The organism is Olivibacter jilunii (assembly GCF_900607235.1).
Lineage (GTDB): Bacteria > Bacteroidota > Bacteroidia > Sphingobacteriales > Sphingobacteriaceae > Olivibacter > Olivibacter oleidegradans.
The window spans coordinates 108819-122512 of sequence record NZ_LR027852.1 but is presented as its reverse complement, the minus strand read 5'-3'; the positions used below and the strand labels follow the sequence as shown (position 1 = coordinate 122512).

Annotated in this window: 7 protein-coding genes; 1 reads left to right on the top strand and 6 read right to left on the bottom strand. The window is 41.3% G+C overall.

Annotated elements, in window-relative coordinates:
• Positions 1 to 2 precede the first annotated feature (2 nt).
• Positions 3 to 1334 carry a hypothetical protein gene (locus E0E36_RS16715; protein WP_130856896.1) on the bottom strand — a complete coding sequence of 444 codons (1332 nt, stop codon included), beginning with the start codon at positions 1332 to 1334 and terminating at the stop codon, positions 3 to 5.
• 15 nt (positions 1335 to 1349) lie between these two features.
• On the bottom strand, positions 1350 to 1952 hold the full coding sequence (locus E0E36_RS16710; protein WP_130856895.1) for an RNA polymerase sigma factor: 603 nt from the start codon (positions 1950 to 1952) through the stop codon (positions 1350 to 1352).
• Between the two features lie 409 nt (positions 1953 to 2361).
• On the opposite strand from E0E36_RS16710, the gene lysS reads away from it, so the two are divergent.
• Positions 2362 to 4080: a lysine--tRNA ligase gene (gene lysS / locus E0E36_RS16705; protein WP_130856893.1), complete on the top strand. Its 1719-nt coding sequence runs from the start codon at positions 2362 to 2364 to the stop codon at positions 4078 to 4080.
• A 70-nt stretch (positions 4081 to 4150) separates the two neighbouring features.
• Here the strand turns inward: lysS and E0E36_RS16700 are convergent, their stop codons facing one another.
• The 4 genes from E0E36_RS16700 to rpoB all read right to left on the bottom strand — a co-directional run bounded on the left by E0E36_RS16700 (position 4151) and on the right by rpoB (position 13672).
• Entirely contained in the window at positions 4151 to 4960 is an 810-nt protein-coding gene (locus E0E36_RS16700) for an SDR family NAD(P)-dependent oxidoreductase (RefSeq protein ID WP_013665684.1), read from the bottom strand.
• Positions 4961 to 5072: 112 nt separating this feature from the next.
• Positions 5073 to 5378 (bottom strand): DUF3467 domain-containing protein, encoded by a 306-nt coding sequence (locus E0E36_RS16695; protein ID WP_013665683.1) that lies wholly within the window; start codon positions 5376 to 5378, stop codon positions 5073 to 5075.
• Positions 5379 to 5503: 125 nt separating this feature from the next.
• Positions 5504 to 9784 (bottom strand): DNA-directed RNA polymerase subunit beta', encoded by a 4281-nt coding sequence (rpoC, locus tag E0E36_RS16690; RefSeq protein ID WP_130856891.1) that lies wholly within the window; start codon positions 9782 to 9784, stop codon positions 5504 to 5506.
• Between the two features lie 78 nt (positions 9785 to 9862).
• Complete coding sequence (gene rpoB / locus E0E36_RS16685; protein ID WP_013665681.1) at positions 9863 to 13672, bottom strand: DNA-directed RNA polymerase subunit beta; 3810 nt, start codon at positions 13670 to 13672, stop codon at positions 9863 to 9865.
• Positions 13673 to 13694 lie beyond the last annotated feature (22 nt).

The window sequence follows — 13694 nt, the reverse complement described above, 5'->3', positions numbered from 1 at the left end:
TACTAAAAACTGGTAATTACACGAATGCCGCCATAACGAAGATTCATATTTTGATTGGATAAGCTACCGATTGGAATCTTGAAAAACGGTTCAACGGCGATACCCACTTTTCTCGAAATAGGCATTTTTCTTCCCACTGAAAAGTTGAGAAACCCGGAATAGCCATTCCCTTGAAATGGTGTCTCTTCCGCTTTTTCACTGACGTTATTCACTTGGAATTCCGGCTGGCTGAAAGCATAGCCTTCCGTGTTTTGAATTGTCCTATTTGTTGGTGTCCGAGTCAAAAAGTTATTGGTCCGATCTTCATTTAATACCGCAAAAAAGGAAATACCCGCACTGGCATAAAATTGTTTACTCACCTGATATTTAATATCAATTGGGATGTCCAAAGCTAACAAATTAGTATTTATCGACGTTAGCTCTTTGGTTTCAAGCGATTTTGCATTTAGTGTCGGAGATGCGTCGCTTAGTGAAGCTGAAACGGGCGAATTCATGGTTCCGTTCGATGCGTTGGGTGACGACTGATGGAATCCTAAATCAACCAAAGAAACACCAGAACCAATAGATACTTTTTTGGATATGTTATACGCTACGGTTACCCCCCCTCCCATATTGAAACGTTCTTCTGTTAGCGAGGGCGCAAACACAACGCCTACATTCCAGCGCTTATTTCCGGAATAGTCGGCATTATTCATCAATGCACGTTCAGAAGAATTCGACGACGAGCTGTTCTCCCTCAACATGCTAATTAATGCTTCTTCCTTTTCTTTAGATGTATCTTCGATAATTTTGCCTTTTTGTTGCACTTGCTCCGAATTCGGCTCCTCTCTTTCGATACTAGAGCCATTAGAAGATAAAGCTTCATTTTTCTTTTGATCAAATTGCGCTATGCGATTATCAATTTTGGTCGGTTGTTCCTTATTAAATACTTCTGCGAAAGTAGATGCGCTTTTTCCTTCAGAACCTCTGTTAGATGACTGGGCCAGTAGGCTCCCATTACGTTTGTTATTATGCTCAGCACTTGTCTCCCCAGTAATCACCGGAGAGGCTTGTTGCAGCAAAGAATCTCCTTTAGATTCCCCAGATCCGTTATTTTGTGTATAAGTTATTGCAGGTGGAATTTGCTTGTCAACATTATTTCTATTCATAAAAAGCGCCACCCCCAATAAAACGGCAGCTGCCACGCCCCCAAGGTACCAAATTGGTACAACCTTTCTTCCTTGCTTTTGCGTGCTTGCAAATCGTTCCCATGCCCCTTCTCTATAAGGCGCTGAATGCTCTCGCAAGACTTCAGCCATACGATCGATCAGTTCCTTATTATCTTTTTCTTTCATAGTAAATTCTATACTTTATTGTTTTCCTATGGCGAACTCCTCAATATAAAGCTTCCGTAACCGCTGTTTTGCCCGGGTTAAGTATGTTCTGGATGTACTGTCAGGTATATTTAACATTTTTCCAATCTCTTCATGTGCATATCCTTCGATTTCGTATAAGTTGAAAATGATCCGTTGAATTTCGGGTAATCTCTCTAAAAGCTTTAGGATATCTTCTGCAAAGAGCTTGTCGGAAGCATTAACCAAAACCGGTTTAACTTCTTGCTCACCTACATCCTCCATTGCCACCATATTTTTTTGAGATCGTAATAAGTCAATGGATAAATTTGCTGCTATTCTTGCTAGCCAACCTCTAAATGATTTTTCAAGAACATTTCCTTCACCTACTCTGTTGAATCGAGGCAGATTTTTAAACGCTTTAATAAATGTTTCATTTACCAGCTCTTCCGCATCGTATTCGCTTTTTATATACCTTGCCACTACTGCTAACACGTATCCATAGTACTTTTTGTAGATAAATTCTTTAGCCCGTTCCGCATCCGTTTGGACACAAGCATCCAAGGCACTTTCTAGTGTTAATGTCTTCTTTTTACTTAAAAATCCTAAACGGTAATTCACTACAGCAATACTACTAATTGGAAAGCCCCATCTATTTAATTAGCAAATAAACAAAGCTTATTCAAAAATACGCAAACCTGCTAAAAAAGATGTTCTTATTTTTGGTACACAAAGGATTTCCCTGATACACCTTTTTATTTTCAAATTAGCTTGTAGCTGCTGTCAATTCCGTCTCGTAGTTCTTTTTAACCATACATCGGTATAACGATAAAAACAACAAAACGCTACAGCACACGTATTGATAAATAACTAAAAACCGCTAAAATACACTCCTTTTTACGCCTTACTCCTTTGCATATCAGGCCAATTTTATCTAAGTTTGCGAAAAATCAGAACCGAGGTTATTTCGTAAATCAGTATACAGAAGCCCATGTTCTTTCTCCTTCAAGTGAGTACATATTTTAACTAAATGAGCAGCATTTTATCAGAACAGGAAGTATTGCGCCGACAGGCTTTAGATCAATTGATCCAATTAGGAATAGAACCTTATCCTGCAGAGGCATTTGACATTAATGCTAACGCACGGGACATCCATGAAAATTATGATCGCGACAAGCTGAATTATAAAAATATTAGTATTGCAGGTCGTATGATGAGTAGGCGAGTGATGGGAAGTGCTTCTTTCTTTGAACTTCAAGATTCGACAGGTCGTATTCAGGTTTATCTGACAAGAGATGAGCTTTGCCCCACCGAGGATAAAACATTATATAACACCGTTTTTAAAAAATTATTGGATATTGGAGATTTCGTTGGTGTAAAGGGACACGTTTTTACAACGCAGACCGGAACAATATCCATCCATGCAACTGAATTGACATTGCTAGCAAAATCGCTGAAACCTCTGCCGATAGTTAAGGAAGCAGATGGAAAAGTGTTCGATGCCGTAACCGATCCTGAATTTCGCTATAGACAACGTTACGTTGATTTAGTAGTAAATCCGCACGTTCGGGAAACGTTCACCAAAGTAACTAAAATCAAATCTGCCATAAGGCAATTTTTGGATGAACAGGGAGCCATTGAAGTAGACACACCGGTATTACAAAGTATACCGGGCGGTGCTGCTGCAAGACCGTTTATTACGCATCATAACGCACTTGACATCCCGTTATATTTACGGATAGCCAATGAGCTGTATTTAAAGCGCTTAATCGTTGGCGGCTACGATTGGGTGTATGAATTCAGCAGAAACTTTCGCAATGAAGGAATGGACCGAACCCATAATCCTGAATTTACGGTACTCGAATTCTATGTGGCATACAAAGATTACCTATGGATGATGGACATCACAGAGCAGCTCTTCGAGAAGGTGGCGCTAGCTACAAACGGAAAGACCACCATAACGGTTGGCGATAAGGAAATTAACTTTGCAGCTCCCTATAAACGGATCAGCATATATGATGCAATAAAAGAGCATACAGGCTTTGACGTTTCAGGCTTAGATGAGGTGGGATTACGGGATGTATGCAAGCAGCTTCATATCCCGGTAGATGAAAGCATGGGTAAGGGAAAGCTTATTGACGAGATATTTGGTGAAAAATGTGAGCATCATTATATTCAACCCACATTTATTATTGATTATCCGGTAGAGATGAGTCCTTTAACGAAGAAACATCGCAGCAAGGAAGGACTTGTTGAACGTTTTGAACTCATGGTAAATGGAAAGGAATTAGCGAATGCTTATTCCGAACTTAATGATCCAATAGACCAGCTTAAGCGTTTTGAGGATCAGTTGAAGTTAATGGAGCGGGGTGATGATGAGGCGATGTTTATTGATTACGACTTTCTAAGAGCGTTGGAATATGGCATGCCTCCTACCTCAGGAATCGGTATTGGTATTGATCGATTAGCAATGCTGATGACAAATCAGGCAAGTATACAAGATGTGTTGTTTTTCCCACAGATGCGACCTGAAAAAGTTATCAAAACCGCTTCTGTGACTGATTACGAGGCTCAAGGAATTCCAGCTGTTTGGGTTCCTGCATTGCAGAAAATGGGACTTATCACCATTGAGTCGTTAAAAGCAGCCAATCCAAACAAAGTCTTCAATGATTTAGGCGGATTACGGAAAAAAATGAAAATTGAATCTGCCATGCCTACGAAGGACGAGGTGATGGAATGGTTTAAATAAAAGTTGTGAGTTGTTGGTTACGAGTTGTGAGTTTTGTAAATTAAAAAGCTCATAACCCACAACGGGCAACTCACAACTCCGAATGTCTATCCAACGATTTCTTATAGGTCTTACCCGTCTGCTTAATAATAAACTCCTTCCGGAGTAAAAAAGACAATTTGCTACTTAAACGATTGAGAAATCCGGGAATATAAGTCGATTTTCTTTTTTTGAAAGCCAGCAATCCTTCTTTTGCAACCTGTTGTACCGGCATCAGATAACCGCGAAGTTCATTAAAGCCGTCGCCTGCCGTCATTTCCGTAGCAATACCTCCCGGTAAAAATATCGTAAGCGACAATTCTTTATTATCTAGCTCCTGTGAAAGAGCCGAAGCGAAGTTAAGTAGAAACCCCTTAGTACCTGCATAAGCTGCCTGGAAGGGCGTTGGGAAAATTGCTGCCATACTGGAGACGATCATGATACCACCGACAGATTTTTTTTTCTCAAAGTACGCGACCAATTGGGTTGTCATATAGGTAACGCTAATGATATTGATTTGGATCATTTGGTTAAATTGTTCCTTTGGCAGCGCCAAGTGTTTCCCCAAATAGGTAACGCCCGCATTTAAGATAGCTGCATACAAGTCTCGTCGGCTTATAATTGTTTCCAGAATTTCTTCAATCTGCTCGGGTTGGGATAAATCTGCAACAACAATATCAACACTTGATTCCGTTTCACTTTCTATGGTAATCTTCAATTGTTCCAACCGCTCTTTACGACGAGCTAGCAAAATTAAATTCGCGCCATGTTGAACAGCTAACTGCCTCGCCATCTCCTCTCCCAATCCCGATGAGGCGCCGGTAACCAATATCCACTTATCCTTAAAATTTAGATTTTTCATGTACTTGCAATTCGTTATTCATTATTGGCTGTTGGTCAGATTCCGCCATGCGTTTCATAAAAATATCACAAGGCTAAAATCAATACCATCAACGAACAACTCATAACCAAGCTTAAGCTTGCGCTGTTGGACCTCCGAAGTTCATTGGAAATGGGGGTTCCTCATGCGTATCAATTTTGCCATTCATGGCTTCATACTTCGCGATATTATCTTGAAAAGCCTTCATTAATCGTTTCGCATGCTCAGGTGTTAAGACGATTCTCGACTTTACTTTCGCTTTTGGAATTCCTGGCATTACGCGAATGAAGTCGACAACAAATTCTGTATGGGAGTGCGTTATGATTGCTAGATTTGAATATATGCCTTCGGCGATATCTTCGGTAAGTTCTATGTTCAATTGATTATCCTGTTCTTCCATATTGATTTAATGGTAAGCATGTATGTCTAAATGATATCTAGCGGTAAAGATAATAAATAGGAAACAAAAAACCCCGAAGAACACTAGCCTTCGGGGTTTTATAATATAAAGTGAATAAACAACTATTAAACTTCTTCTTTAGAAGCCAACAACTGATCATATTCCTCTTTAGATCCAACGATGATACGGTCATAATTACGTAAACCGGTACCCGAAGGGATTAAGTGTCCGACAATAACATTCTCTTTCAATCCTAGTAAATCATCGCGTTTACCACTAATAGCCGCTTCGTTTAACACTTTGGTAGTTTCCTGGAAAGACGCTGCCGATATAAACGATTTGGTTCCCAATGATGCACGTGTAATACCTTGAAGCATTGGACTGGAAGTAGCAGCAATTGCATCACGCACCTGTACCAGTTTTAGATCTCGACGTTTCAAACTAGAATTCTCTTCTCGCAGTTTACGTAGAGACACGATCTGACCAGCTTTCAGTACATTTGAATCACCTGGATCAGTTACCACTTTCTTATCGTACATACTGTCGTTCTCTTCGATAAAATCCCATTTGTTAACAGCATCCTTTTCCAAGAAGCGGGTATCGCCTGGGTCTTCGATCATGACCTTTTGCATCATTTGATGTACAATTGTCTCAAAGTGTTTATCATTAATTTTCACACCTTGCAGACGGTAAACTTCCTGAATACCGTTTACTAAATACTCTTGTACAGCAGCTGGCCCCTTTATCGCTAAAATATCAGACGGCGAAATAGAGCCGTCAGAAAGCGGCATACCTGCCTTCACGAAGTCATTATCTTGTACTAAAATGTGTTTAGAAAGTGGCACTAAGTATTTCTTCACTTGGCCATCACGTGATTCTATTTGAATTTCACGGTTACCACGTTTAACTCCCCCTAACGTTACTACCCCGTCGATTTCTGTTACGACAGCTGGATTAGAAGGGTTTCTTGCTTCAAACAATTCAGTTACACGCGGTAGACCCCCCGTAATATCGCGGGTCTTCCCAGCTGAACGAGGAATTTTCGCGATAATTTCCCCCACTTTTGCTTTACCGGCATTATCCACAGCAATGTGGGCACCAACCGGTAAGTTGTAGGTACGGATTACATCACCTGCATTATCCAAAATTTTGATCGCCGGGTTCTTCGTTTTATCACGCGTATCGATGATTACTTTCTCGCGGTGTCCGGTTTGTTCATCAGACTCTTCACGATAGGTAACACCTTCTATGATCGCATCAAATTCAACCGTACCTGCAAATTCAGAAATAATAACCGCGTTGTACGGATCCCAAGAACAGATTCTATCGCCCTTCGTTACCTTATCACCATCGGCAATGTATAGGAACGAACCGTAAGGAATGTTATTGGTCATCAGTACCTTCTTAGATTCCGGATCAAGAATGCGGAATTCACCTGAGCGGCCCAATACGATGTGCAATTTACCTTCTTCCGTTTCGCGCTCTACCGAACGCATATTCTCGAATTCAACGATACCGTCAAATTTAGCAACGATTTGCGACTCAGCAGCAATGTTAGAAGCCGTACCACCCACGTGGAACGTACGAAGTGTAAGCTGTGTACCTGGCTCACCGATAGACTGAGCGGCGATAACACCAACCGCTTCTCCCATTTGAACACGTTTACCCGACGCAAGGTTACGTCCATAACACAAGGCACAAACACCGCGCTTGCTTTCGCAAGTTAATACCGAACGAATTTCTATACCTTCTACTGAAGAACGCTCTATCTTCTCTGCAATCTCTTCCGTAATATCTTGATCAGCACTAACCAATAGTTCATTGCTTACCGGATCATACACATCGTGCAGCGAAGTACGTCCTAGTATACGGTCATATAAAGGTTCAACGATGTCTTCGTTATCTTTCAGAGCAGTAGTGAAAATACCTCTCAATGTACCACAATCCTCCTCGGTAACGATCATATCTTGCGCGACATCGTGCAAACGACGAGTTAAGTACCCGGCGTCAGCTGTCTTTAATGCTGTATCCGCAAGACCTTTACGAGCACCGTGCGTTGAGATAAAGTACTCGAGTACCGATAAACCTTCCTTAAAGTTGGATAAAATTGGGTTTTCGATAATTTCACCTCCTGACGAACCGGATTTTTGTGGTTTCGCCATCAATCCCCGCATTCCACAGAGCTGACGAATCTGCTCCTTAGAACCACGGGCACCTGAATCCAGCATCATATAAACCGAATTAAAGCCTTGGTTATCATTGGATAAAATATCCATCACATTGGCAGTCAAACGGTTGTTAATACGCGTCCAGATATCGATAATTTGGTTATAACGTTCGTTATTGGTAATGAATCCCATATTATAGTTATTCATCACTTCTTCTACTTCACGTGTTGCTTGCTCAATTAAACCAGCTTTCGCATCCGGAATATTAAGATCTTGTAAGTTAAATGATAAACCTCCACGGAACGCCATTTGGAAACCAAGTTCTTTAATATCATCCAAGAACTTCGCTGCTCTGGCCATACCAGTGGTTTTCACCACATCGCCGATGATATCACGTAAAGACTTCTTCGTAAGTAGCTCATTGATATAACCTACCTCTTCCGGAACTACTTGATTGAATAAAACCCTACCAACGGTTGTATCAATTAATTGCTTAACGATATTACCATCTTTATCCTTTACATTAGTTTTAACCTTAATAAAGGCGTGTAAATCAATTTTCTTCTCGTTATAAGCAATGATAACTTCTTCCGGCGAGTAGAAGGTCATATCCTGGCCTTTTACCACACGCGAATCATCTGTTCTACGTCCCTTTGTAATGTAATAAAGTCCCAAAACCATGTCCTGAGAAGGTACGGTAATCGGTGTACCATTCGCCGGGTTCAAGATGTTATGAGCGGCTAACATTAGTATTTGAGCCTCCAAAATAGCTGCATTTCCTAAAGGCAAATGCACCGCCATCTGGTCACCGTCAAAGTCGGCGTTGAACGCTGTACACACTAAGGGGTGAAGCTGAATCGCCTTTCCTTCCACTAATTTCGGCTGAAAAGCCTGGATACCTAAACGGTGCAACGTAGGTGCACGGTTAAGAAGAACAGGGTGTCCTTTCAATACGTTTTCCAAAATATCCCAAACAATCGGATCTTTACGGTCAACGATTTTTTTGGCTGATTTCACTGTTTTTACAACCCCGCGTTCAATCATTTTACGGATAATAAACGGTTTGTATAATTCAGCAGCCATATCTTTAGGCAATCCGCACTCATGCAGTTTCAGGTTTGGTCCAACCACAATAACGGAACGTGCCGAATAGTCAACACGCTTACCTAATAAGTTCTGACGGAAACGCCCTTGTTTACCTTTTAGGATATCGGAAAGTGATTTTAGTGCACGGTTACCTTCCGTCTTCACGGCATTCACTTTACGGGAGTTATCGAATAATGAATCCACAGCTTCCTGAAGCATACGCTTTTCGTTACGTAAAATTACTTCAGGTGCTTTGATTTCGATCAAACGTTTTAAACGGTTATTTCTAATAATAACACGGCGATATAAGTCGTTCAAATCTGACGTAGCAAAGCGCCCACCTTCCAAAGGAACTAAAGGACGTAACTCGGGAGGAATAACCGGAACGATTTTAACAATCATCCACTCCGGACGATTTTCAATACGCTCGCGTGACCCGCGGAAAGCTTCAACTACTTGAAGGCGTTTTAATGCTTCATTTTTACGTTGTTGCGAAGTCTCATTAGCGGCTTGGTGACGTAAATCATATGACAATTGATCTAAATCAATTCGTTGCAATAATTCTTCCAACGCTTCAGCCCCCATCTTCGCCACAAACTTCTGAGGATCCTTATCGTCAAGATATTGATTCTCCTTTGGTAAAGTATCCAATATATCCAGATACTCTTCCTCCGTTAAGAAATCCATGTACTGGATGCCATCTTCTTCCTTTATACCAGGCTGGATTACGACATATCGCTCATAGTAGATAATCATATCCAACTTCTTAGTTGGCAAACCTAGTAAATATCCAATCTTATTTGGAAGTGAACGAAAATACCAGATATGAGCTACCGGAACAACCAAATTAATATGTCCCATGCGCTCTCTACGCACCTTCTTTTCAGTAACTTCTACGCCACATCGATCGCAGACGATACCTTTATAACGAATACGCTTATACTTACCGCAATGGCATTCGTAATCCTTTACAGGACCGAAGATACGCTCACAAAACAGACCATCACGCTCCGGCTTATAAGTACGGTAGTTAATGGTTTCCGGTTTTAATACTTCACCGCTGGAACGCTCCAAAATAGCTTCTGGAGACGACAAGCTGATCGTAATCGAGGTGAAGTTGCTTTTTATTTTATTATCTTTCTTGTAAGACATAGCTCTTTTTAGTTATGAGTTATACGTAATAAGTTGTACGTACAAATACTTAGGACGCACAACTTAAAATTTAAAACTCTATTCTAACGTGATATCTAAACCTAAGCCGCGAAGCTCATGTACCAATACATTGAATGATTCAGGTACAGATGGCGTAGGCAAATTATCGCCTTTAACGATTGCTTCGTAGGTCTTGGCTCTACCGATAACATCATCTGACTTAACAGTAAGAATCTCTTGTAGAATGTTGGATGCACCAAATGCTTCCAGCGCCCATACCTCCATCTCACCAAAACGTTGGCCACCAAATTGCGCTTTACCACCAAGCGGTTGCTGCGTAATAAGGGAGTATGGTCCAATAGAACGTGCGTGCATCTTGTCGTCTACCATGTGACCTAATTTAAGCATGTAAATTACACCAACAGTAGTTGGCTGGTCAAATCGCTCACCCGTTAAACCATTATATAAATAGGTTCTTCCGGAAGCAGGTAAACCGGCTTTAGCGACCCACTCCTCCACTTCTTCAGTGGAAGCTCCATCAAATATCGGTGTTGCAAACTTCACACCTAGTTTTTGTCCTGCCCAACCAAGAACGGTTTCATAAATCTGTCCAAGGTTCATACGAGAAGGTACCCCAAGTGGGTTTAATACAATATCTACAGGTGTTCCGTCTTCTAAGAAAGGCATATCCTCATCACGTACAATACGCGCTACGATACCCTTATTTCCGTGACGACCCGCCATCTTATCACCTACTTTAAGCTTGCGTTTCTTCGCGACGTAAACTTTAGCCATCTGCACAATACCGGATGGTAGTTCATCACCTACTGTAATGGCAAATTTATCACGACGATAAGCTCCAAGCTCCTCATTCAATTTGATATTATAGAAGTGTAAAGCCTGTTTTACCAGCTCGTTCTTGTCGTCGTCTGTGGTCCATTTAGAAGGGTTGATATTAGCAAAGTCAAGTTCAGCCAACATCTTCTGCGTAAATTTAGCTCCCTTAGGAATCAAAAGCTCTTTGTATACGTTATACACACCTTGTGATGTTTTGCCATTTACAATAGCAAATAATTTATCGATCAGGCGTTCTCTTAATTGACGAACGGCACGCTCATGATTAAGATCCAAACGTTCCAAAGCAGCTTTTTCCTCTTTCTTGTCAGCTTTTTTAGCACGCGAAAAGAGCTTTGTATCAATTACCACCCCACGGATTGACGGAGGTGTTTTTAAAGATGCATCTTTTACATCGCCTGCTTTATCACCAAAGATTGCACGTAAGAGCTTTTCTTCGGGAGAAGGATCGGATTCACCCTTAGGTGTAATTTTACCAATCAGAATATCTCCTTCGCGCACTTCTGCCCCAATACGGATAATACCGTTTTCATCTAAATCTTTGGTTGCTTCTTCAGAAACGTTGGGAATATCAGAAGTAAGCTCTTCTTCCCCGCGTTTAGTATCACGCACCTCCAATTCAAATTCTTCGATATGTAAAGAAGTGAATATATCTTGGCTTACCACTCGTTCAGAAATAACGATCGCATCCTCGAAGTTATATCCTTGCCATGGCATGAAAGCAACTTTCAGGTTACGCCCCAAAGCGAGTTCACCGTTTTCGGTCGCATAGCCCTCGCATAACACTTGTCCTTCAACCACACGTTGTCCTTTACGAACAATAGGCTTCAAGTTAATACAGGTGCTCTGGTTTGTTTTCTTGAACTTGATTAAGCGATATGTTTTAATATCATCGTCGAAAGAAACTAATTTCTCATCTTCGTTCCGATCATAGCGAATTTTTATCTCGTTCGCATCAACGTACTCAACCACTCCGTTGCCTTCCGCATTAATTAAGGTACGGGAGTCACTCGCTACACGGCCTTCCAATCCAGTACCCACAATAGGCGCTTGTGGACGCAATAATGGAACTGCTTGACGTTGCATGTTTGATCCCATTAATGCACGGTTCGCATCATCGTGTTCCAAGAACGGAATCAATGAAGCTGCAATCGAAGTAATTTGGTTCGGTGCAATGTCCATTAAATCTAAACGTTCCGGTTCGATGATTGGGAAGTCACCTTCGAAGCGGGCTTTCACTTTCGGTGTAGTGAAATTACCTTTTTCGTCATATTCTGCATTGGCCTGTGCGATGGTTTTGCCATCTTCGTCCTCTGCCGATAAATAAACGACGGGCTCTTCCACCACTACCCTACCATCTTGAACTTTTCGATAAGGAGTTTCGATAAAACCGAGGTTATTGATTTTTGCGTGTACACATAAGGAAGAAATCAAACCGATGTTCGGACCTTCCGGTGTTTCAATCGTACATAGGCGGCCGTAGTGCGTATAGTGAACGTCACGAACCTCAAAACCGGCACGCTCTCGCGAAAGCCCCCCCGGTCCGAGGGCAGAAAGACGACGCTTATGTGTGATTTCAGCTAATGGATTGGTTTGATCCATAAACTGCGATAACTGGTTGGTTCCGAAGAATGAATTGATAACAGACGATAAAGTACGTGCATTGATCAAATCAGTTGGAGTAAACACCTCGTTATCTCGAATATTCATTCGCTCGCGAATTGTACGTGCCATACGAGAAAGTCCTACCCCAAATTGGGCATATAACTGCTCGCCTACGGTGCGCACACGTCGATTAGACAAGTGATCAATATCATCCACTTCCGCCTTCGAATTGATCAGATTTATCAAGTACTTAACAATGGCAATGATATCTTGCTTCGTTAATACTTTGATCTCATCAGGCGTATCCAATTGCAATTTACGGTTAATGCGGTAACGTCCCACATCACCCAAGTCATATCGTTTATCAGAGAAGAATAAGCGCTCAATAATACCACGAGCTGTTTCTTCATCAGGTGGTTCCGCATTTCTTAACTGACGGTAAATGTGCTCTACCGCTTCTTTCTCTGAGTTGGAAGTATCTTTCTGTAAAGTGTTATAGATGATAGAATAATCAGCGTTATTTGAGCTATCTTCTTTAGTGAGAATGATAGACTTAACACCGGCATCTATAATCATGTCGATATGATCGTCTTCCAGAATCGTTTCACGTTCCAGGATAATTTCGTTACGATCAATCGATACAACTTCTCCGGTATCTTCATCTACAAAGTCTTCAACCCATCTTTTCAGAACTCTAGCAGCCAATTTACGGCCAACTAATTTCTTCAAGCCGGATTTGCTAACTTTGACTTCGTCGGCCAATTCGAATAACTCAAGGATATCTTTATCCGAGTCATAACCAATAGCACGCAAAAGAGTCGTTACCGGGAATTTCTTTTTACGGTCGATATAAGCGTACATGACATTATTAACATCAGTAGCAAATTCGATCCAAGACCCTTTGAAAGGAATCACCCTCGCAGAGTATAGTTTGGTGCCATTGGTATGGCGGCTTTGGCCAAAGAATACACCGGGCGAACGGTGAAGTTGCGATACGATTACCCGCTCTGCGCCATTGATAACGAAAGTACCTTTGGGTGTCATATAAGGGATAGTTCCCAAATACACATCTTGTACTATGGTTTCGAAATCTTCGTGTTCTTCATCATTACATGATAAACGTAACTTAGCTTTTAGCGGAACGCTATAAGTTAAGCCGCGTTCGATACATTCCTGAATATCATAACGTGGCGGATCGATGAAATAATCCAAAAATTCAAGCACAAAAATGTTTCTTGAATCAGAAATAGGGAAGTTTTCAGAAAAAACTTTGAACAGCCCTTCCTGGTGGCGGTTATCAGAAGTTGTTTCCAATTGGAAAAACTCCTTGAAAGACTGCAATTGCACATCCAGAAAGTCGGGATAGTCGATGACTCTTTTGCTGGTTGCAAAGTTTACTCTTTCGTTACGAATATCTTTGTTTGCCAAGGGAATTATATTTTAGTTTAAA